Source organism: Dehalobacterium formicoaceticum, assembly GCF_002224645.1.
Classification (GTDB): domain Bacteria; phylum Bacillota; class Dehalobacteriia; order Dehalobacteriales; family Dehalobacteriaceae; genus Dehalobacterium; species Dehalobacterium formicoaceticum.
In genome coordinates this window covers 2,978,920-3,000,590 of the sequence record NZ_CP022121.1, presented here as the reverse complement: position 1 = coordinate 3,000,590, position 21,671 = coordinate 2,978,920, and the positions used below count along the sequence as shown (strand labels likewise).

18 protein-coding genes and 3 pseudogenes are annotated in these 21,671 nt (G+C 40.2%); 18 read left to right on the top strand and 3 right to left on the bottom strand.

Annotated features, from left to right (window positions below):
- The first annotated feature begins 141 nt into the window (after positions 1–141).
- From CEQ75_RS14525 to CEQ75_RS14475, 11 genes and pseudogenes are all read left to right on the top strand, one after another.
- Positions 142–1,881 (top strand): sigma 54-interacting transcriptional regulator, encoded by a 1,740-nt coding sequence (locus tag CEQ75_RS14525; protein WP_089611810.1) that lies wholly within the window; start codon positions 142–144, stop codon positions 1,879–1,881.
- A gap of 674 nt (positions 1,882–2,555) precedes the next feature.
- Positions 2,556–4,022: pseudogene (mttB, locus tag CEQ75_RS14520) on the top strand ([trimethylamine--corrinoid protein] Co-methyltransferase).
- A gap of 218 nt (positions 4,023–4,240) precedes the next feature.
- A complete protein-coding gene (locus CEQ75_RS14510) occupies positions 4,241–5,140 on the top strand; it encodes a sulfite exporter TauE/SafE family protein (protein ID WP_157677485.1) in 900 nt (299 codons plus the stop codon).
- Positions 5,141–5,348: 208 nt separating this feature from the next.
- Positions 5,349–5,591 carry a hypothetical protein gene (locus tag CEQ75_RS18700; RefSeq protein WP_198306554.1) on the top strand — a complete coding sequence of 81 codons (243 nt, stop codon included), beginning with the start codon at positions 5,349–5,351 and terminating at the stop codon, positions 5,589–5,591.
- Positions 5,592–5,620: 29 nt separating this feature from the next.
- A complete protein-coding gene (locus tag CEQ75_RS14505; RefSeq protein ID WP_198306553.1) occupies positions 5,621–7,090 on the top strand; it encodes a sodium-dependent transporter in 1,470 nt (489 codons plus the stop codon).
- Between the two features lie 567 nt (positions 7,091–7,657).
- A complete protein-coding gene (locus tag CEQ75_RS14500; protein WP_089611802.1) occupies positions 7,658–8,305 on the top strand; it encodes a cobalamin B12-binding domain-containing protein in 648 nt (215 codons plus the stop codon).
- 196 nt (positions 8,306–8,501) lie between these two features.
- Positions 8,502–9,902: pseudogene (gene mtbB, locus CEQ75_RS14495) on the top strand ([dimethylamine--corrinoid protein] Co-methyltransferase).
- Positions 9,903–10,736: 834 nt separating this feature from the next.
- Positions 10,737–11,078, top strand: a complete 342-nt coding sequence (locus tag CEQ75_RS14490; RefSeq protein WP_089611800.1) for a hypothetical protein — start codon at positions 10,737–10,739, stop codon at positions 11,076–11,078.
- A gap of 524 nt (positions 11,079–11,602) precedes the next feature.
- A complete protein-coding gene (locus tag CEQ75_RS14485; protein ID WP_089611798.1) occupies positions 11,603–12,247 on the top strand; it encodes a corrinoid protein in 645 nt (214 codons plus the stop codon).
- A 30-nt stretch (positions 12,248–12,277) separates the two neighbouring features.
- Complete coding sequence (locus CEQ75_RS14480; protein ID WP_089611796.1) at positions 12,278–13,690, top strand: trimethylamine methyltransferase family protein; 1,413 nt, start codon at positions 12,278–12,280, stop codon at positions 13,688–13,690.
- A gap of 123 nt (positions 13,691–13,813) precedes the next feature.
- Complete coding sequence (locus tag CEQ75_RS14475) at positions 13,814–14,152, top strand: hypothetical protein (protein WP_157677484.1); 339 nt, start codon at positions 13,814–13,816, stop codon at positions 14,150–14,152.
- A gap of 87 nt (positions 14,153–14,239) precedes the next feature.
- Here the strand turns inward: CEQ75_RS14475 and CEQ75_RS14470 are convergent, their stop codons facing one another.
- Together CEQ75_RS14470 and rpmB are read right to left on the bottom strand one after the other, a co-directional pair.
- Positions 14,240–14,458 carry a hypothetical protein gene (locus tag CEQ75_RS14470; protein ID WP_089611792.1) on the bottom strand — a complete coding sequence of 73 codons (219 nt, stop codon included), beginning with the start codon at positions 14,456–14,458 and terminating at the stop codon, positions 14,240–14,242.
- A 190-nt stretch (positions 14,459–14,648) separates the two neighbouring features.
- Complete coding sequence (gene rpmB / locus CEQ75_RS14465; RefSeq protein ID WP_089611790.1) at positions 14,649–14,837, bottom strand: 50S ribosomal protein L28; 189 nt, start codon at positions 14,835–14,837, stop codon at positions 14,649–14,651.
- A gap of 258 nt (positions 14,838–15,095) precedes the next feature.
- On the opposite strand from rpmB, the gene CEQ75_RS14460 reads away from it, so the two are divergent.
- The 4 genes and pseudogenes from CEQ75_RS14460 (at position 15,096) to CEQ75_RS14440 (ending at position 18,067) form a co-directional block, all read left to right on the top strand.
- Positions 15,096–15,452 (top strand): Asp23/Gls24 family envelope stress response protein, encoded by a 357-nt coding sequence (locus CEQ75_RS14460; RefSeq protein WP_089612657.1) that lies wholly within the window; start codon positions 15,096–15,098, stop codon positions 15,450–15,452.
- A gap of 14 nt (positions 15,453–15,466) precedes the next feature.
- Positions 15,467–17,101, top strand: a complete 1,635-nt coding sequence (locus CEQ75_RS14455; protein ID WP_089611788.1) for a DAK2 domain-containing protein — start codon at positions 15,467–15,469, stop codon at positions 17,099–17,101.
- 365 nt (positions 17,102–17,466) lie between these two features.
- A pseudogene (locus CEQ75_RS14445) lies at positions 17,467–17,667 on the top strand (small, acid-soluble spore protein, alpha/beta type); the annotation flags it as partial.
- A 118-nt stretch (positions 17,668–17,785) separates the two neighbouring features.
- Positions 17,786–18,067: an alpha/beta-type small acid-soluble spore protein gene (locus CEQ75_RS14440; RefSeq protein ID WP_089611783.1), complete on the top strand. Its 282-nt coding sequence runs from the start codon at positions 17,786–17,788 to the stop codon at positions 18,065–18,067.
- A 116-nt stretch (positions 18,068–18,183) separates the two neighbouring features.
- On the opposite strand, the gene gpr is transcribed toward CEQ75_RS14440, so the two are convergent.
- Complete coding sequence (gene gpr / locus CEQ75_RS14435; RefSeq protein ID WP_089611781.1) at positions 18,184–19,170, bottom strand: GPR endopeptidase; 987 nt, start codon at positions 19,168–19,170, stop codon at positions 18,184–18,186.
- Between the two features lie 180 nt (positions 19,171–19,350).
- Here gpr and CEQ75_RS14430 point away from each other — a divergent pair, with 180 nt between their 5' ends.
- The 3 genes from CEQ75_RS14430 to CEQ75_RS14420 all read left to right on the top strand — a co-directional run bounded on the left by CEQ75_RS14430 (position 19,351) and on the right by CEQ75_RS14420 (position 21,645).
- Entirely contained in the window at positions 19,351–19,518 is a 168-nt protein-coding gene (locus CEQ75_RS14430; protein WP_089611779.1) for a DUF2197 domain-containing protein, read from the top strand.
- 158 nt (positions 19,519–19,676) lie between these two features.
- The gene (gene iadA, locus CEQ75_RS14425) at positions 19,677–20,846 is read left to right on the top strand and encodes a beta-aspartyl-peptidase (RefSeq protein ID WP_089611777.1); all 1,170 of its coding nucleotides are present in this window, start codon (positions 19,677–19,679) and stop codon (positions 20,844–20,846) included.
- Positions 20,839–21,645, top strand: coding sequence for a cyanophycinase (locus CEQ75_RS14420; RefSeq protein WP_089611775.1), 807 nt, complete (start codon positions 20,839–20,841; stop codon positions 21,643–21,645). The genes iadA and CEQ75_RS14420 overlap by 8 nt, the downstream gene beginning before the upstream one ends.
- The last annotated feature ends 26 nt before the right edge of the window (positions 21,646–21,671 follow it).

Here is a 21,671-nt window from a genome sequence, read left to right as displayed (position 1 = left end):
AAGAGGGATAGATTTATATTGTCTCAGGTAAATTTTCCTTTTGTATAGCAACTGCTTTATTGGTTAGAAAAGAGGAATTGACAGAAAGGTCGAGAAGATAGATAAAAGAATAAATATTATCCTGGTGAAGGGAGTTTTAAAATGCTGATAAGGGAATGCGTTCAGAATAATTTCATTGCTGTTACGAGTCATGAATTTATAAAAAACGTTCACAAAATTGCAATGGATCAACGAGCGACCTATATTGTGGTCAAGGAAAAGAATCGCATTAGAGATATCTTTACAATATGGGAGTTGATTGAGGCTTATTCTTCATGTCCTAACGGAACTATGGATAATATTAAAAGCAAAGAAAACTTTGCTGTCTTATCCGACCAGGATAACGTTACAACCCTTTCTCGTTTAGACCAGAATATGGCAGTTGTTGTTGACCGCGAGCAACAGCCTGTGGGCGTTATAGATGGTTTGAAAATCTTAAAGAAACTGGCTGCTCCCGCGCTTTTCGAACACGGAAATCTAGAAAAAGATGAATACGCAAGTGTTCTTCACCATTTAGGCGAAGAAGTGTTAATTGTTGATGGAGGCGGGATTGTTTTATATTTAAATCCTGCTGCTGAAACTGTGAATGGAGTGAAAGAAAAAGATCTTTTGGGGAAACATGTCAGGGATTTAGAAAAAGAAAATATTATTTCAACTAGTATTTCATTAATGGTATATCAAAAGAAAGAAAAAGTAGATATGATGCAGCATCTAAAATCAGGAAAAACAGTATTAGCTACGGCTGTACCTACTTTTGACGAGCAAGGCAACATCAAACGAGTTATATGCACTTCGAAAGATGTGGATGAGATCAATAGTTTGAAAAGTAAAGTAGAAAATCAAAGCAGGGAAATTATTGAAAAAAATCAACAAATAGATAAAATGCGCGAAGCATTATTTCGGCAGACAGAGTTTGTCTGTTCCCATGAGCAATTAGAGGAAATTAAGGAGAAATTCCTTAAAATTGCCAATACGGATCTAACTGTTTTGATTCAGGGTGAATCCGGTGTAGGCAAGGAAGTTGTAGTTCGATTATTGCATAATCTTAGTGCGCGCAGCAAATATCCACTCATAAAAATAAACTGTGGTTTGATACCGGAAAACCTGATTGAATCGGAACTATTCGGTTATGAAAGCGGTGCATTTACCGGTGCGAATAAAAATGGTAAGCTTGGGAAAATAGAGCTTGCGCATAACTCTACCCTATTCTTGGATGAAATTGGTGAGATGCCATTGCTTCTTCAAGTGAAACTTCTGGAATTTCTGCAAGATAGAAAGATTACACGTATTGGAGGTACCAAAAGAATCGAAATTGATACCAGAGTTATCGCGGCTACAAATCGTGATTTACATGACATGGTTATAAAGGGTACCTTTCGCAAAGACCTCTATTATCGCTTGAATGTATTTCCTTTGCACATCGCACCGTTACGTGACAGGAAGGATGACATACCTGTTTTTCTGGAGTATTTTCTGGGTAAATTCAATGACAAATATAAATTCAATAAGAAAATTACCCCAGAGGTTTTTGAGGAATTAATTAATTATTATTGGCCAGGTAACGTTAGAGAACTTGAGCATACTGTAGAGAAAGCAATCATAAATAGCGATTCTGATCTGATTACAAAAGAAGATTTTAACTTATTGCCAGCTGTGGAAGGAGAAACACGCGGCCGTGTGATTTGCACTGGACTGATGCCTTGGAAATCGGCAAAACGTGAACTAGAAGTGCATTTGGTAAAAAAAGCTTATGATCTATATAAGTCGACATATAAGGCGGCAGATGCATTAGATGTAAGTCAATCAACGGTTGCTAAAATCTTAAAAAACTTAAATAAGTAAAAAATGAATTACTTAAGTGAAATATTGCTTAAGTCAAAAACCAATCATAGTTAGGTTTACGACAAAAGAATAAACAAAAAAAGCAATGATGAACAAAATATTCATCATTGCTTTTTTTGAGGGGCATTCATTCCTCATATTCATTGAGTTTTTTAAACATAAATTTTGGCAAGATTATTGCATATCTTATCTGTATCGCTATGAAGTCTGAACATTTAATTGAAACCAATGCATTATTCACTACAACGATGGTAAGTAAAATAAAATGAAAGGAGAAGAGTTTTCAAGTCAAATTAATTTTGTAAGATGTGGAGATAGTTACATTGGTTCATGACAGGTGATGAACTTTCAACCGCTAGAATACGCCCATGGTAAACAAGGTTGAGATAGATCATCTTTATGAAATCATAACGTATCCGCAACAAGTTGTATCAGTAAAGTTGGATTTGGTAACGAAATTATGGTTTCTTTCGATGCAGGGACAATTACACGGTTCCTATGTGAGATACAGAATACTTCAGAAGCGAATTTTGAGCTGCCAAAGTTAGACAAATAAGTATCCATTGAAATATCCCTTCTTTTTGTTTCATAATGTAGCATCCTTGTGATGATGCAATATGAGATATTGGAGGGTGTGTAAGTTCCATCAAAAATAATTTAGGGAGGTGTAATTTATGGGTTTTAATCCATATGCGGGACAGAATCTTTTAAACGGGTTTGGTTTGCATGTGTTGTCCGATGATGAGCTGTATGCCATTCATTGTGCTACATTGCATGTGCTGCAGCATACCGGTATTAGAATTCTTAGTCAGGAAGCCCAGGATATTTATGATGGCGGAGGCGCCATTGTGGACCGCATGAACAATATGGTAAAAATTCCAGGCTATCTTGTGGAAGATGCTATTGCGAGTGCACCAAAAACCTTGCTTTTGGCTGGACGTAATCCAAAAAACGATTTCGTACTGGAAGGGAGTAAGGTTGGCTTTACAAATTTTGGTGAAGGTGTAATGATTATCGACCCTTATACCAGAAAATACCGAAAAACCACTAAAAAAGATACGGGTGATATTGCAAGAGTCTGTGATGCCCTTGATTGTGTTGATGTTCATGAACGGGCAGTATCGGCCCAGGATGTTCCGGCACAGGTTGCGCCCCTTCATGAGGTGGAAGTCAATTTTACTAATACTTCCAAACATCTATTTCAAGGTTGCGGCGGTGTGGAAAATTTGCGCAAAATTATTGACATGGCTTCCGCTGTGGTGGGAGGACGGGATAAATTAAGAGAAAGACCGATCTACAGCTGTATTACTTGTCCGGTTAGCCCACTACAGTTGGTGCCGGAAAGTACTGATGTCATTATTGAGTGCGCCAGAGAAGGGATTCCCATGAATATTCTTTCTATGGCACTTGCCGGGGGAACATCTCCAGTCACTTTGTCGGGCACGCTGGTCACACATAATGCTGAGGTATTGGGTGGTATTGTGCTTAGTCAATTATCGAAAAAGGGAGCACCTGTTATTTACGGAAGTTCCACCACCATAATGGACATGAAGCATACTACTTCTCCCGTAGGCTGCCCTGAATTAGGTATGATCAATGCCGCTGTGGCAAAAATGGCGCAGTATTATCTATTGCCTAGTTGGGTTGCCGGAGGATAGGCAGATAGTAAGATTCCCGATGCACAAGCTGCACATGAAAAAACCCTGACAGCAATTTTACCCGCATTGGCAGGTGCCAATTTGATTTATGGGTTAGGAATGTTGGAATTGGGAATGACTTTCGATTATGCGCAGCTATTGATAGACAATGAAATTGCCCGTATGGTGAAGAAATCTGTAGGGGGCATCAATGTTAATTCGGAAGAATTAGCTGTCAATGTCATTGAGCAAGTAGGTGCTGGTGGTGAATTTGTGAGCAATGAACATACTTACCGACATTTTCGAGAACAATCTCAAAATAGACTGATAGACCGCAAAATGCGGGATTCCTGGTTAGCCGATGGCGCAAAAGATATGACAGAAAGAGCATATGATGAAGCGAAGCATATTTTGGAAAACTATAAGCCAGATCCCTTGGTCTCCGGTGCGGCTGAAACCATGCGCATTATTGTGGAAGAAGCTGAAAAGGAATATTGGAGTTAATAAGTAAGCGTAATTTGAGGATCAAACAGTTGTTTATGGGATTGAAAACGGAATCTTAAGGGTCATATGCCATTAGTGACCCTTTGGTTCCATTGATCCCGGCTCATATCAATTTATTGAATGAGATTTTGCCATCTGAAAAGAAGAAAGCGATCAACGAGTTTGACGAAGATTTAATGTAAAGTAAGGGAAGGTCAAAAATTTAAGGAGGTGTCAGTATGCCTTTAGTGCCGATTCTTCAGGCAGGTATTGTTGCTTTTGCTGCAGCATTTGGTTATGTTCTACTACGTGTACCCAATAAAAAGGAAAAAATTGCGCGATCTAATGGTAGCTGGAGTTTTCTTTCAATTGTTGGAGTTATAACCATGTTTTTTGATACACTTGGCATTGGGTCGTATGGGACATTGACCGCTATTTTCAAAAAATTCAAGACAATGTCTGATCGGTTAATTCCGGGAACTTTAAATACTTGCACCGTTTTGCCAACGGCTATTGAAGGGCTTATTTATATTACAATTATCGATGTGGAACCATTAACATTGTTTTCGATTATTATTTCTTCCACCCTTGGTGCATTTTTTGGTGCCGGTATTGTAGCGAAATTACCGGAAAAAAAGATCCAAATTGGGATGGGATTTGCTCTTTTGATCGTAGCTTTATTCATGCTGGCAGGGCAATTGGGACTGATGCCTACGGGGGGAGAGGCAACTGGCCTGAGTGGTGCTAAGCTAATTGTTGCGATCATCGTGACCTTTTTGTTAGGTGCATTTATGACCATTGGCATTGGTATTTTTGCCCCGATGATGGCTTTAGTCTATGCCTTGGGTTTAAGCCCCCGGGTTGCATTTCCCCTGATGATGGGTTCTTGCGCCTTTTTAATTCCCGTTGCTGGAATGCGATTTGTAAAGGAAGACTCTTATGATTACAAATCTAATATTGCCATTCCTTTAGGTGGACTTTTAGGAATTTTTGTTGCTGCCTATATCGTAAAGGAAATACCGTTGTATGCTTTAAAATGGTTGGTTATTTTCGTATTGGTATATACTTCGATTTCCATGTTTAAATCGGCCTTCAGCAAAAAAGAAATCGATAGCGTGCCGCCGATAACAACTGTATAAAATTTTGACGAGGCTACTGCAAGGAATATGGGAACAGAGGTGTTTTTTATCATTGCTTCAATAATGTCCTCTGTTCCTGTTTACTTGTCGTCACCAGCTGCAAATTCTTAACGAAATCAGTAAATTGATTCAGGAATAAAAAAAATGATAAGAAGTTGTCATTGATAAAGAGGAAAACAGAAGCAAAATAATGATAGGAGTGTTAAGAATGACTGGATCAGCATGGTTTTGGTTGGTTTTCGTCGTGTTCTTTTTATGGATCGCACCAATAAGTTTGTTTATTCATAATCCCAAAGTAGAAAGAAATGAATTAGAGCAGTGGACGGTGAGCGTGGACGAAGAAATAAAGGTTTCAAAAACATGGGAAATAATAATTATAATGGCTATTTGTGTTGGTACCAGTTGGCTTATTCATTTGGGAACAATCAAAGGTGTGCTCCATTGGCTTTAAATAACAAAAGCAAGAAGGGGGGCTTAGTTTTGGATACAAGAGAAACATTTAGTTCCAGATTTAGCGGGTTTCTCGTCATTATTATGACTAGTTTGGGATTAGGAAATATATGGCGCTTCCCGTATTTATGTGCAAAATATGGGGGCGCTGCTTTTGTTGTTGCCTATATCATCGCCTTAATTTTAATTGTCAGCATAGGTAATCAATGCGAAGTATGTATGGGAAAATATTCACGCAAGGCCGTTGTCGGCGCATTTACGACTATAGGAAAGAAAAAAATATGGCGTATTTGCGGTTGGGTGCTACTTTGTTTAAACTTTATAGTTATGGTTTATTATAACGTTTTAATTTCTTGGGTGTTACGATACTTTGCGACCAGTTTTTCCGGGTCCGTATGGATAGCTGAATCGCCCCAAGCTTTTTATAATAGTTTTATTGATACGCCGCAAGTCATAATTTGGGCTATCATGGTGAATATAATTGTCTTTGGTGTATTATGGTTTGGCATGAATAATGGAATAGAAAAAGTGACTAGTGTCATGGGTCCACTTTTGTTCCTGATCATGGCAATTATGGTAGTACGGACATTGTTTTTACCTGGTGTGGAGAAAGGATTAGAGTATTACCTGATCCCTGATTGGAGCTACCTAATACAAATGGAAACTTGGATGCAAGCAATCGGACAGGGCTTGTGGTCCGGATGTTTTGGCTGGGGTATTATGATTGCCATGGGTAGCTATATGAAAAAGTATGATGATGTTGGTTCAACGATCACTCAAACAACCTTGCTGGACGGAGGAATTTCCTGGTTTGTCGGTTTGGCGATTATTCCTGCTTGTGTTGTATACAACGTTCCTTTGGATTCCGGTACCAGTTTGGCTTTTCTTGTTTTACCGGAGATGTTCCATGGTATGCCTTACGGTCACATTTTCATGATCTTGTTTTTTGGTGCTCTTTTGGTTTCCGGACTTTGTGCTGCCATTGGTTGCATTGAGGCAATTGTAAAATCACTTATAGAGGAGTGGAATATTACAAGAAAAAAAATCATCCCTCCATTGTTTATATTATGGAATATCGCTGCTTTGCCTTCTTGTCTCAGTAAGAATACTTATGATTGGATTGATAGCACGATCGGAACTTATGGTATCTTGATTGGAGGTTTTCTCATTTTCATTTTTGTGGGATATGCCTGGGGTGCAACATATGTCAGAGAGAATATTCTCAATATCGGAGCGGATATAAAATTCGGGAAATGGTGGGATTTCTGTGTCAAATTTATTGGTCCATTGCTTTTAATCATTGCCGGATATACTTTTGTCGTATCTTGGCTTCTTCCATATATACCAGGTTATATTGCTTGGCCAATTATTATATCTATTATAGGTTTTAATCTGATGGTATTTATTGAAGCGATCAGAAACCCGATAATAACTACACAAGGGTCTACAAAAAATCCTGATGAAACGCCGTCTTCCTTTGATTCGAATCATAATCAATAATATTTCGCTTATGTTTGTGTAATATGACTCTAGGTACCTGATATTGATTTTAATGTAAAACCGGTTTCGATCTTCTGCCCGGGGGTATGTTGCAAACCTTTGATGCGATAACGTGAGCGACATACCCTTTTTCAGTGACATTAGTTCCTAGATAACGATTTCTAAAGGTCAGATAGTGTAAAAACCATTTTATGTTAAGTACTCTGTTTTTTTTGGTCAGAATTGATATTAAAGAATAAGATGGAGGAGCAATTATTTTAAAGAGTTATGAGGGTAAAAATGCTAGAAAATTTGATTGAGTAATAATTTACTCTATTAAGTTAAAAATTACTCAAACAAAAAAATCAAGCGGCACTTAATGTACGTCAAAATTTTAAACAAAAAAATGCAAAATGAACAATAAATTCATCATTAATTTTTTATTGATAATGAAATTGTGTGGATTTATTGGGTTCCTGAATATATGAAAGTTGGCAAGATTTTTGCTTTATATATGGATACATAGGTCATCAGTCTCATTGAAACTAAAAAAGGTGGCAACTAAATAATTTAGAGGAGGGTATATGAATGTCCAAAGAACAAATTATTCAAGAAGCGATTGAGTCAATTTTAAAAATCAACAATGATAAGGCAGTACAGCTTGCAGAACAGACACTGTCAGAAGGACTGAATCCTGTTGAGGTGTTGACGAAGGGTTTTAGTGTCGGGATCAAGCAAGTGGGAGATCTTTTTGGAAGAGGTGAGATGTTTTTACCGGAGTTAATGCTGGCTGCTGGTGTGATGCAAACAGTCACGAAAATTTTTGACGATGCGTTGCAGGGAAAATCTAGTGAAAAAATTGGAAAAATGGTTTTTGCGACAGTTGAAGGAGATGTTCATGATATTGGAAAAGGAATTGTTATATCTCTAGTTAAAACCCAAGGTATTGAAATCATTGATCTTGGCAGAGACGTTCCTGTGAGCAGAATTATCGAAGTGGCAGTAAAAGAGAATGCAGACCTGATTGGAACAAGTGCATTATTGACAACGACAATGGTTGAACAAAAAAAGCTGGAGGACGAATTGAAAAAGAATAGTTTAAAGGGAAAGATCATGACAATGGTTGGCGGTGCCCCGGTCACTCAACGATGGGCCGATAGAATCGGCGCCGATGCCTATGGTGAAGATGCCTCTGAAGCTGTGAACAAAGCATTGGAACTTCTATCAACTAAGTAATTTGATTTCCAAGAAATGTCCGAATATACACAAAATTTTTGGTTTAAGTAATATCTCTTTCTGACTTCCTAATCAGCAATTTCTAAACGGAATCACTTATAAAGATCCATACTGCATGAAAAAAATGATTTCTTATCGATAGGAGTTTTTATGATAACATTTAAATTAAGTAAAGATGTGAAAGGAGAGGAAAGACTTGACAAAGTATTTTACCAGATATGGAGATAACTATTCTGGTTTTTTGACTGGAGAAGAAATCAGGTCAGATATTGAAAACGGTACACAGGATGCAGCAAACCGGGGTAAAATTCCTCCGTTAACGCAGGATGAGATGGATTATCTTTATGAAATAATCACCAACCCACAGAAAATTGTTTCCGTAGAACCAGGTAATGAAGTTGTAGTGTCCTTCGATGCCGGTACTTTAAAACTCCCTGTCAGAAATGGAATACCTATGGATCGTCTACAAGCCATTCTGACACAAGAAAGAGCATTAGCTTCTGATAGTATTGAACTTTGCCATGTGGATTATAGTTACAAACCGGTTAAGGCGATTGTTAGTGAAGAAAAACAGACGATGGAGCAGGCTCAACTGATGACAACTTTGCCTTTGTTGTATGGCGCGATGCCTAATCTGGGTCTTTATACCAAACCTGATGGGCCAGTGGGCAACTGGTCGGAACTTCTGCCGGCTGGTAAAATCGAAGAAGCGAGAGAAGCACAGGAAGAAGCTATTGAGCACGCAATAAAGGATATTGTTTATGTCGCTTCCAATATGATTGATAGTGGAGCTGACGGTATCAACCTTGATACAGTGGGAGCTTCCGGGGATGCGGATGTAAAAGCGAGTTTAGAAGCTATCAGAATTTTGAGGCAAAAATACCCTAATATTGGTTTTGAAACAGGTATGGCCGGTGAATTCAATATGGGTATGCATGGAGAATTGGAGATTGACGGAAAGAGAATTGCCGGTCTATATCCTCATAATCAGGTAAAAATGGCAGAAGCATGCGGTGTTTCCATCTTTGGGATGGCGGTGAATACGAATAGCAGCATGTCCTTAGCATGGAATTTGGCTCGTGTTTGCACTTTTGCTAAGGAAACGGTGAAAGTTTCTAGTATCCCGGTTCATGCCAACGTAGGTATGGGTGTTGGAGGTATTCCTCTATCTTTGATTCCAGCTACCGATGCAGTTTCCAGAGTTGATAAAGCCCTGATTGAAATCGCAAAGGTAGATGGATTGTAGGTAGGTGCGGGAGATACCTTCGGCATGGCTGTTACCCACGAATCTGTAGCAGGAATGGGTGGAATAAGGTCTGCAGGAGATCTGGTTTTCCGGATGCAAATGGCAGGAATGAAAATAAATGCTGCGAAAGCATTTGTTGCGGAGAAATTACATGTTAGCGTTGAGGATCTTGCTGATTGCGCTGTGATGAAAGATCTTCGCGAGGAACTAAATATTGGTACTACCCAAAGCCGTCCTAATGCTGGAGTAGGTATTCAGACAAAATTCCGTATAGCGGAAATTTTGGGGATTTCCATTAATTGTGTAGAAAAATTCAAAAAGAAGCTGGAATTTAAAATGAAGAATGATTGATTTGATTATTCATTCTAAATTCAGGGAAATTTTGAATGGATAAAACAGGTAGTCAGATCCTTGATTTTGAAGATTCCAAATCGCCAATCTGATATATGATGAACTTTAATGTGCGAAAAAAGATTTGACCAAGAAAATGATAATCAGGTAGGAGCCTGTTTAGAATACAATCGTCACAAAATTTTTTCGCAAAGCCAGCAATGATTCTGCTGCTGAAACCCCAATTTTTTACTTTAGCAGGTTGCAAATAGAGTGTGAAATCGCAAAATGTTACCTTCTGCACTGGGATCAAGCAATTAATTATAAGCTGGATTTCTTATGTAAAACTGAATTTTGAGCGTTATGATAAAAATGAAGAGTGCACTATGCCAAAATTTTAATTAATAGCAATGTGCACTCTTCATTTAAAAGATTAGAGATTTTAATAAGAGTACTTTGAAATATTTGGGAAGGAATATTAATGAATTTTCTAAACATCGTTCGAGGCGGTGTTGAAGTAATGGATATCTGGTTTGCATAAGTTGAATATAAAGATAGCCGGCATAGTTTTAGAGAAGAATTCTCTAAAATAATCTGGGGAGGTTTGTCTCTTGTGGGTATTATAACTATATTTTTTGATATTTAGGTATTGGAAGCTATGCTTCCCAAACGACTGTATTTAAGTCCTTTAAAATGATACCGGATCGATTAATTCCCGGCACACTCAATACGGCAAACGTGATTCCTATGGCATTTGAAAAACTGATCATACCACCTCTCCTCGATTTAAAGAATTATTAATCTAAAGATGAAGTAAATGGTAAAATTACTATCTGTAATGAAGATAAACAAGCAATGAAGGATTTAAAAAATATTAACAAAGTAGGTGTTTATATGTTAAATGAATGCCAGGCAAAAGCTCCTTCGATTGTTCAAATTAAAGTAACTGAATCTAAGTGTGATCTAATGCCTCAAGATAATGAGGTAATTCTGGAAGGACCTTGTATTAATTATGAAAAGTCCGGTCCTGTTTGCTTAACTGCTCTCAATGCTATTTATCCATGGATCATGGTATCACGCTTTGATGTAGAAACAGATATTTTAGACTATGATAGTGAGCAAAAATGTTATCATGTTACTTGCCCTTGTGGCACAGTATTATTTGATATTAGAAAAATTAAAGAAAAGTTAAAATAATATATGATAAAAGTAATAGAAGAATCAAAGAAAGCCCGGAGGATAATATATCTGGGCTTTCTTTATTGTACAAACTTTGGTGAGGATGTTATGATCATTGATCAATACACCAAAGAATATCGAAAAAATACGAAACAGGATACTGGTAATATTGCTTTGGTATGAGATTCTCTGGGCAACATTGATGTTCATAAACGGACTGAGGCCGCTCAGGATGTTCCCGTCAAGGTGGTCCATTACATAAGGTAGAATTAATTCAACTAATACATCGAAGCAGCTCTTTCAAGGTGTATGAAGAGGAAATGGCTGTGAACCTAATCTATCAGGTAGGTACCGCTGGTGAGTGCGCCAGCAATGAACATACCTGAAGCTGAGGCTAAATATGATCTGGAATTAAAATAATAGAAACTTCATAAGGGATAACAGGTGTATTTCCCAAGGTCGGGATTACCTATTTTTATACCTGAGGAATGAGCAGAAAAAGGTTCTTATATTAAATTTTAAAAAGCAGGAGGGTTTTAGTTATGGCACAAGAAGAAATTTTACGACAACTAGCTGAAGCGGTTACAGAGGGAGAGCAAGAACTGGTAGAGGTATTAACTGATAAAGCCATTTCCGAAGGAATAGAACCGTTAGCGATCATTAATGATGGTTTAACGAAAGGGATCGAAATTGTTGGGGAATATTTTTCTGCAGGAAAATACTATCTTCCTGACTTGCTTCTGGGGGCAAAATCCATGGAAGCTGGAATTAAGAAAATTGAACCATTGCTGGCCGGGGCCAATCGTGAGTCTGCCGGCACGGTTGTGATGGGTACGGTACAAGGTGATTTGCACGAAATTGGGAAAAACATTGTCATTATGATGTTAAAAACCGCAGGTTTTGAAGTAGTAGATTTAGGTATCGATGTGCCATCACAAAAATTTATTGATAAAATCAAAGAAATCAAGCCGCAAATTATTGGAATTTCAGCACTGCTAACTACTACCGTTGCCAGACAAAAAGAAATCATTGAATTGCTGCAAGAAGAAGGTTTGCGTAAGGATGTCAAAGTTATGATTGGGGGTGCACCGATCAATCAAGCATGGGCGGATCAGATTGGTGCAGATGGATATGCTGAAGATGCCACAGTCGCTGTGGATGTGGCCAAGAAATTCATTGGTAGATAAATAAAACAATGAAATGAGAGGTGGAAAAACATGAGATTTGACTATTTTTCTGATAATGAACTCGATCAGGTTCATGAGGCAACTTTGGAAATTTTGAAGACCATCGGAATTCGGACAACATCTGAACGATTCAAAAAGCTTCTTTTAGACAATGGCTGTCAAGAGAGGGGCGATAGAATTCTCTTTACTCAGGAAGTGATTGACAGGGGGATGAGCACCCCGCCGAGAAGTTTCAATATTTATGGCCGTAACGAAAAAAATGTGGTTGAGTTTGGTAAAAACAAAGCTTATGCCCAGACCTGTGTGGGCACTCCTTCCATTATGGATTTGGAGACGAATCAAAAAAGAGATTGTATGGTGCAAGATTTGGCAGACTTTTGCCGTCTGGCCGACGGGTTGGAATTTATCCATCTTGTTTCGCCGGTTTTCCCCCGGGATGTATCCCAAGACGTTATTGTTACTGTGGAAACGGCGACCATGCTGCGCAATTCTACCAAGCCATTGCGCATTTGCGCTGAATCAAGCCATGAAATGAAATCGATTTTGGAGGTATTAACCGCTGCTGCCGGTGGAAAAAAAGAATTGCAGGAAAAACCTCTTGCTTATATTGAAGTATCACCCATCAGTCCTTTGGAATATGGATTCCATCCGGCGGAAGCTTTAATTGATATCGTAGAATCAGGACTGCCTTTGGGTGTTATTCCTTGTCCGATGATGGGCGCCACCGGGCCGATGACACTGGTTGGCTGTGTAGCCCAACATAATGCGGAAATCTTGGCCGGCGTAATCGCCAGTCAATTAATCAAACCAGGCAGCCCGGTGATTATGTCACCTCGGGTAACATTTATGGATATGAGTTCCGGTGTGGGGCTGTGGGCAATGCCGGAAATGGGACTGGCAGCAGCAGCTTCTATTCAAATGGCCAGACATTACGGCATTCCTTCCACCGCTACCGGGTATTCCGGCGCCGGGAAAATTGCCGATGCACAAAGCTCTTATGAACATCTCTATAATGCCTTGCTTCCTGCTTTGATTGGCACTGATATTTTAGCAGCTGCTGGATCCCTGGATAATTGTTTGACCTCTTGCTTTGCCATGTTGGTTTTGGATAACGAGTTATCTTCAGTGATTCAGAGAACGGTCCGCGGTCCTATTGTTTCTGAGGATACTCTGGCTGTAAAAGTGATCGGTGAAGTAATCAGTCAAGGAATGACCTTCCTGGAACATAAACACACCAGAAAAGCTTTACGTGCCGGTGAGCTATGGCAGCCTATTCTGAGTGATCGCAACACATTCGAGAAATGGGAAATAAAGGGGGAGACTGTCGAAGAAAAGGCGCGTCAGATGGCCAAGGATATCTTAGCAAGACATGTTGTGACACCGGTTAGTGCGGAAGTTGATGCCGAATTTGATCGTATTATTGCTGCGGCACAACAAGGATAAGGGGGACTTATTTATTTTTTATTGAATTTTGGGGCGCTTCCTTCTTTCATCAGTAAAACTACCCTTGACTGGCTGGATATGACGATTGGGACCTATGCCATTCTGCTTGGCGGCTTATTTATTTTGATCTTTGTTGGTTGGGCCTGGGGTGCTGATCGCGTGAGGAGAAATGTGTTGAATTATGGATCAGATATTGAATTTGGACCTTGGTGGAATGTAATGGTAAAATTTGTTGCTCCCGGATTAATCATTTTTGCTTCTTATGGTTTCTTTAAAGCATGGTTACTGCCGTCTGTGCCGGCACCTATTGCCTGGAGCATTATCATCAGCATTGTTGTTTTAAATGTATTTATCTTTTATACGGCGATTCGACATCCTGTTCCTCTTGACATTGGGGATATGCCGACTGATAGGAAAAACGGAAAAAACGGTGCTTTTAACAACTATCATAAACCAATCTGATCATGTAATTCATCAGGGGAAAAGGATGCTGCGACAGCGTCCTTTTCCTGGCTAAAGAAGAACTATAATAATTGTGGACAGGATCTATCAATGATTAATCCCCACAATACGCTCCAGGATGTCTCCATCAGGCAAATCTACCTCCAAAACCCATAATAGGGCTTCTAATTTATCAACTAAGGAAAAAATGATTAAATCCAGCTCCGGATAAGAAGTACAGGAAAATTCCTCTTTTTCCTCCATGGCGTCGGCGAGCTTTTCTTTATAGTAATTGATTTTTTGCATCACTTCTTCTTGCGTCCTCAAACAGATCACCTCCATAAGTCTTTATATATTAATATTTTTTAGAGGATGAATGTGTGAGGAATGTGGTCAGAAAGAGAAAAATAAAAGAGGCTTTAAATTTGAAAGAAGGGAGTGTCGCAAAACTACTTAAAAAGCAGTTTTGTGATACTCCCTTCTTACCGGATTAAATCATATTCAGCTATTCTGCCAATTAAATGGCGCGTTGTACCTTGCCTGAACGCAGGCACCTGGTACAAACAGAAATTCTCTTGGGCGACCCGTTTACGATTGCACGAACTGATTGCAGATTGGGCTTCCAGGTTCTTTTGGTTCTAATATGAGAATGGCTGACTTTCATGCCGGAATGTACTCCTTTACCGCAAACTGAACATACTGCCATAGGGTTCCACCTCCTTCAAATGACTAGGCTGTAAAAAATAAGCACCTCATAACATTTTAGCAAAACTTCTTGATACAAGCAAGGTTAAATTGATTTTTCTATGTAAAATGGTACAATAAATATATTATATTGCTTTTTTGGGTGATCTTTATTGGCAGATATCATTAGGTATCCTTATGAAAAGCGTTGCGGCGCATCCATTCGTTATGAAAGCAGGATGCTCATAATATATTATTAAATTCCAGGGGGGTGTGAATGATGAGCAAGGTGATCACCAATGAGCGAGGCAAACTAATTATTTCCAAGGAGGTTATTGCTACACTGGCGGGAATTGGTACCATGGAGTGTTACGGCGTCGTTGGGATGTCATCCCAAAAAATTAAAGATGGGATTGCCGAGTTAATTGGAATGGAAGCCCTTAGTAAAGGGGTCGAAGTAATCATAAAAAATGATCAAATCAGTATCAATGTTTATGTTATTGTCAGCTATGGTACAAAAATATCAGAGATCGCCAACAATGTCATTGAGAAAGTCAGATATACAGTTGGGCACCATACGGGCTTGGTTGTGGATCATGTACAGGTTTCTGTACAAGGCGTGCGGGTGGTTGACTAGGGAGGTACAAGAAGTTGAATTTGACAGAAATTACTGCAGATTCCCTGATCCAGTTTTTTATCGGGGGATGTGGTTTTTTGGAAATCAATAAGGATGATATCAATGCACTAAATGTTTTTCCTGTGCCGGACGGAGATACAGGAACCAATATGTCTCTGACGATGAATTCGGCCACGAAAGATTTAAACGGCTTGAGCACGACAAACCAAGTGGCTCAAGTTGTTGCGCGAGGTGCCTTGATGGGTGCACGGGGTAATTCCGGGGTCATTCTTTCCCAATTGTTTCGCGGCTTTGCGCAAGGTGTAGGAGAAAAGAAAATCCTGAAGGGAACTGATTTGGCATTTGCCCTGCAAAAGGGAGTGGAACTAGCCTATAAATCCGTGATGAAACCGGTGGAAGGGACCATTTTAACTGTGAGTAAGGCTGTGGCCACAGGTGCTGTAAAACAAAGTCAGCAATCTGATGATATTATTGAGATTTTGACCTATGGGGTGGAACAGGGACATCTTGCTCTCGATAACACGCCCAATCAATTACCGGCTTTGAAAGAGGCCGGGGTGGTGGATGCCGGCGGCAAAGGCTTTTTATTAATTATTGAAGGGGGCTTAAAGGCGCTCCAAGGAGAAACCTGGGAGGTGCGGCAAAGGATGCCGGAAAAAGAAGCCCAGGAAAAACCTTCCCTGGATCACAAAGAGATTCCTTTTCAGTATTGCACAGAGTTTCTTCTGACGGGGAAGAACCTGTCCGTGGAAGATATCAAGCATCATTTTCAAAATCAGGGAGATTCCCTTTTAGTGGTAGGCAGCGATGATTTGATTAAAGTACATATTCATACTAACCATCCAGGTACGATCTTGGAGTATGCCCTTCAACGCGGTGCACTCCATGATATAAAAATCGATAATATGCAGGAACAACACAGGGAAACAATCATGGAAAAATCGTCAATGACAGAACCGGCAGCTGAGACAGAAGAGACGGATATTCCTGAATCCCCATGTGGTGTTGTTGCGGTGACAACGGGAGTCGGATTAGCCCAAATTTTTAAAAGTTTAGGTGTCCATACCGTCATCAATGGGGGGCAGACAATGAACCCTAGTGCGGAAGATTTACTGACAGCCATTCAAGGCGTGAATGCCCGGGAAGTGGTGGTGCTGCCAAATAACAGTAACATTATCTTAGCTGCTCAACAGGCACAATCCTTATCGGAAAAAAAAGTTACGGTGATCCCTACGAAATCCATTGTTCAAGGATTGGCGGCGATGCTGGCTTTTGATCCTGAACAAAATGCCGCTCATAATCAGAAGTCCATGTCGGATGCGTTTTCCCATGTGCAATCGGGAGCGGTGACCTATGCGGTGCGCAATTCTTCATTTAATGGCTTTGATATCAAGGAAAATGATTTGTTAGGTTTGGTAGATGATGATATTCAAATCATCGGTCAGGAACTGGATCAGGTGGTGCTGGATTTGCTCCAAAAAATGGTACAGCCGGATCATGAATTGATCACATTATATTATGGTGAACAGGTTACGGAAGAGCAGGCATCTCAGCTTCAAGAAAAAATAGCTCAGCGATGGCCGGAAAAGGAAATAGAATTGCATTTCGGCGGACAGCCTTTATACTATTACTTCATCTCGGTAGAATAATTGAATCAGTTGAATAATTGGAAAAGTGAACTCTTTTGGTGAAAACTAAAAGAGTTTTATTTTTGCCAGGGAATGTCTTTGTTTGCGGAAACTTCCGGGCATGCTTTTATTAAATAAGTACAAGATATCAGCAGGAGGTGATTATCTTGCCCAAGAAAAAAATCAAGAAAACTTTTTGATAAAATGGAAAAAACGAAATATGAGTTTATGCAAGAATTTGGTATCATGCCTCCTGAACGAGAAGGAAAGGACAAAATGGCTTCCGCTGATAAAAAGAAAAAGTAATGAGGAAAATACTGCTAGCATAATAACAAAAGCAAAAGAAAAGAATAGGATCATGAAGATATGAAAGGAGGTGATATTAAATGCCAAGTAATAACAGCAGCAATGAACCGGTCAAACGTGGTGCTGAATCCGCTCTTAATCGCTTCAAAATGGAAGTGGCGTCTGAAGTAGGATTAGCAAACTATGATCAGATTGACAAAGGTAGTTTGACTTCCCGTCAAAATGGCTATGTAGGTGGAAACATGACCAAGAAAATGGTTGCTTTTGCTGAACAAGCGTTGCAACAAGGTCAGGACGCCGCGATTGGAAACTCGGCTTATACAGAACAACCGAAAGCATAATTTAACGGATGTTCGCCAGCGAAAACGGATCTGAGTCTTACTAAAAGGAGGAAATTTAATGCCTAATAATAATAACAGCAATGAACCTGTAAGACGTGGTGCCGCCTCCGCATTAAATAGATTTAAAGCTGAAGTTGCCGCTGAATTGGGACTTGGCAACTATCAGGATATTGATAAGGGTAATTTAACCTCCCGTCAAAATGGCTATGTGGGTGGTAATATGACCAAGAAAATGGTTGCTTTTGCAGAGCAAGCATTGGAGCAGGGTCAAAGTGGAGCCATCAGTAGTTCTGCTCAAACAGAAAAGCCCCAGGAGGTTTTTGGGCAACCCATGCAGTAAACAGCAATCGCAATAATAAAAGCAGGGCATCGACCCTGCTTTTTATTTTTAAAAAATGAAAGATGAAAGATGAAAGATGATGGTGAAAGTAGTTTGCCGACATAATTTCGAGACAATTATTGAAGATATTGTTGATAATTACCCCGATTAATCCCCGGATGCATTCCTTGTGAAATACCGGCCGCGATAATCTTACTTACATTAAGAATTAAATCATCAATTTCTTTCGGAGTAACCACCAGATTTCCTTCAAAAGGCTGGAATATACTTTGAGATAATTCCCGGGAAAGATCAGGGGTTATTTTTTGGGCATAAGTAGCTGTCATGACATTGCCGGACCATTTTTCATTTAAGTTTGACAATGCTTCATGGACAATAACAGAGGCATGAACCACAGTGGGAACACCAATGGCAATCACGGGGACGCCCATGGATTCCTGGTTGATACCAATTCTTTTATTGCCCAGACCGGAACCGGGGTTAATGCCGGTATCGGCAAGTTGGATGGTGGTGCTGATGCGGGAAATGTTGGCGGCGGCCAAGGCATCGATGGCAATAATCAGGCTGGGTTTGACACGTTCCACCACACCTTTAATAATTTCCGCTGTTTCAATTCCTGTAATTCCCAAGACCCCGGGCGCTAAGGCGCAAACGGGACGTAATCCTTCCCCCACCACTTCCGGAGCATATTGGAATAAATGACGGGTGGCCATGGTGGCATCGATCACATTGGGTCCTAGAGCATCTGGTGTAGCGTTCCAGTTCCCCAAACCGATCACCAGAATGGGACTGTCCGGAGGGATTTTCAACAAGGTTTCCAGCTTTTTACCTAATAATTCGCTGATATCATCCATGATTTCCTTGCTTTCAAAGCGGATCCGGGGAGCTTCAATTGTAATGTAGGTACCCATTGGTTTACCCATAATTTGAGCCCCTTGATCATTTAAAATCGTGACAGTGGTGACTTCTGCGTAGTCATAACTTTCTTTGTCTTCCTGGACCCCCGGGATTTCCTCTTTGGTTGCCCCCCGTAGTAATTCATGAGCTTCCAAAGCCAAATCCAGGGATATGCCTAGTTTATTAAAAGCTTCCAAGGTACGCATATTGATTCTCCTTTTCGTTTTTGTTCTTAGATTAGGATAACTGAATTAATGGAAATTATTCTTCGGGTGCAGGCAGGAAATTTTTATTTTAGGAAGAATAATTAATAAGATAATAATTAAGAAGAATAATAATTTTGAAAAACTGCTATCAATATAAAAGATATAAACGGGGGAACGAAAATGCAGGTAAAATGTTCTTTATGCGGCAAGGTAGAGGACATCACGAAAATACATAAGGATTACAGTAAATTGGCGAAGAACCAAGAGACACCTTATTTTTGTCAACGATGTTCCATGCGTGTGAAGCATCAAGCCAAGTGTGCTCAGGATATGCCGAAACCAATATAGTGAAAAAAGCTAAATGAAACAATTTTGGCGGAGCTCAGACAATTTTTCAAGTTTGTCTGAGCTTCGCCTTTTAATTTTCTTGGTAATTTTTTAAAGAATAGTCCTCTTTTTTCTGTGAAATATTAAAGGATATGAGAAAGGATTCCCAGGAGGGCGTTGTGTTTAAATTATTAAAAGAAGTGCGTTGTTTTGCGCCCTGTGATATAGGGAAAAAGGATATATTGATCATTTTTGATAAAATAGGTTTCATCGAAGATGATATCAATGGGACGCTGTTACCTGGTATAGAGGTGATTCCCTGCAGGGGCTGTATTGCCGTCCCGGGATTTATTGATCAACACGTCCATATCGTCGGAGGCGGTGGTGAAGAAGGACCCCATAGCAGGACACCGGAGATCATGCTCAGTAATATCATTCAGGCAGGTGTGACAACAGTCGTAGGTGTTTTGGGTTTTGACAGTATTACCAGAGGTATTGCCGGGCTGTTGGCAAAAGCAAGGGCTTTGGAAAATGAGGGGATTTCTACCTATATCTATTCCGGCAGTTACGGTACACCTATGGCTACCTTAACGGGCAGTGTGCTCACCGATATTGCCTTAATTGATAAAGTCGTAGGTGTCGGGGAGATTGCGATTTCTGATTTTCGATCTTCTTATCCTTCAGTGGAGTTGTTGCGTAAATTAGCCGGTGAAGCAAAAAGAGGGGGCATGCTGGGCGGAAAAGCAGGTTTGGTCCATCTTCATGTGGGGGATGGAAAAGAAGGCTTGAACCCTCTTTTTCAGCTCCTGAAGGAGTCGGATTTTCCCAAGGAAATGTTTCTGCCCACCCACATTAATCGCACCCGGGATCTTTTCGATCAAGGGATTAAGTATTTGTCTCAGGGAGGCCGCATCGATTTGACAGCGGGGGAGAAGAACGGTGTCAGTGTTCCGGCAGCCCTTGCCGGAATCATGAAAGATCAGCTTTCTTTAGAACAGGTGACCATTACCTCTGATGGGAACGGAAGTGTACCCGGACGGTACGGATGGGAAATTGGTCAGGTGGCAGATCTGTTTGAAGATTTTTGCCGGATGGCAAGGGAAGGAAAAATCCCTTTCCCTCAGTTATTAAAAACGGTGACGATGAATCCGGCTAAGAATTTAAAAATATTTCCCCAGAAAGGCATTTTGGCACCGGGAAGCGATGCTGATATTTTGGTGCTGAGGGAAGAGGATTTCTCCATCGAGCTGCTTCTTGCCCGAGGGAAGTTTTTAGTGAAGGATCAAAAATTGGTGCAAAGAGGTACTTTTGAAATAGACGGAAGAAAAGAGGGAGACTGCCATGGGTGAGACCAAGGGAAACCTGATCATCATTGGAGGTGCTGAGGATAAAAAAGGGGAAAAGAAGATTTTGGAGGAGATTGTGACCATCGCCGGAGACCATGATGCTCATTTGATCGTATTCACGACAGCGACTCAGGAACCTGGGGCTATAGGAGATGAATACAAAAAAGTTTTTTCCCGCTTGGGGGTTAAACAGATTGATATTATGGATATTAATACCAGAGATGAAGCTAATATGGAAGAACATGCAGAACAAATTTCTCAAGCTTCGGGCATTTTTTTTACCGGCGGGGATCAGTTGAGAATTACCAGTATTTTAGCGGGTACAAGAACGTATGAAGCTTTGCATGACGCTTTTCAAGGGGGAGCGGTGATTGCCGGCACCAGTGCCGGAGCCTCTGTGATGAGCAATACCATGATTGTGGAAGGGAATAATAACGATCCGGCGCGCAAGTGTACTCTGAAAATGGCCCCGGGTTTTAATTTTCTGGACGGTGTCATTATTGATCAGCATTTTGATCAAAGGGGAAGATTTGGCCGTCTGCTCTGCGGTGTCGCAGAAAATCCCGGCATTTTAGGGATTGGGATTGATGAAGATACTGCAATTCGTGTCTATGCTGATGATCATTTTAAGGTGATCGGCAACAATGCGGTCACGGTTATCGACGGAAAATCGATCAAAAGCTCAAATGTATCGGAATCGAAGCCGGATGAAATCTTGACCATCACCAATGTGACCGTCCATGTTTTATCCCAGGGCTATGGTTTTGATTTAAAGAAGAGGGAAGTTATGAGATTGCATTGATAGATTCCATGGGCAGCAATAGAAGC

What these genes read in the sequence shown, in the direction of transcription:
- rpmB (WP_089611790.1), bottom strand. Translation starts at nt 14,837, where the DNA reads ATGGCAGTATGTTCAGTTTGCGGTAAAGGAGTACATTCCGGCATGAAA.
- CEQ75_RS14510 (WP_157677485.1), top strand. Translation starts at nt 4,241, where the DNA reads ATGCCTTTAGTGCCGATTCTTCAGGCAGGTATTGTTGCTTTTGCTGCA.
- CEQ75_RS14490 (WP_089611800.1), top strand. Translation starts at nt 10,737, where the DNA reads ATGAAGGATTTAAAAAATATTAACAAAGTAGGTGTTTATATGTTAAAT.
- CEQ75_RS14480 (WP_089611796.1), top strand. Translation starts at nt 12,278, where the DNA reads ATGAGATTTGACTATTTTTCTGATAATGAACTCGATCAGGTTCATGAG.
- CEQ75_RS14420 (WP_089611775.1), top strand. Translation starts at nt 20,839, where the DNA reads ATGGGTGAGACCAAGGGAAACCTGATCATCATTGGAGGTGCTGAGGAT.
- gpr (WP_089611781.1), bottom strand. Translation starts at nt 19,170, where the DNA reads ATGCGTACCTTGGAAGCTTTTAATAAACTAGGCATATCCCTGGATTTG.
- CEQ75_RS14485 (WP_089611798.1), top strand. Translation starts at nt 11,603, where the DNA reads ATGGCACAAGAAGAAATTTTACGACAACTAGCTGAAGCGGTTACAGAG.
- CEQ75_RS14430 (WP_089611779.1), top strand. Translation starts at nt 19,351, where the DNA reads ATGCAGGTAAAATGTTCTTTATGCGGCAAGGTAGAGGACATCACGAAA.
- CEQ75_RS18700 (WP_198306554.1), top strand. Translation starts at nt 5,349, where the DNA reads ATGACTGGATCAGCATGGTTTTGGTTGGTTTTCGTCGTGTTCTTTTTA.
- CEQ75_RS14525 (WP_089611810.1), top strand. Translation starts at nt 142, where the DNA reads ATGCTGATAAGGGAATGCGTTCAGAATAATTTCATTGCTGTTACGAGT.
- CEQ75_RS14500 (WP_089611802.1), top strand. Translation starts at nt 7,658, where the DNA reads ATGTCCAAAGAACAAATTATTCAAGAAGCGATTGAGTCAATTTTAAAA.
- CEQ75_RS14460 (WP_089612657.1), top strand. Translation starts at nt 15,096, where the DNA reads ATGAGCAAGGTGATCACCAATGAGCGAGGCAAACTAATTATTTCCAAG.
- CEQ75_RS14440 (WP_089611783.1), top strand. Translation starts at nt 17,786, where the DNA reads ATGCCTAATAATAATAACAGCAATGAACCTGTAAGACGTGGTGCCGCC.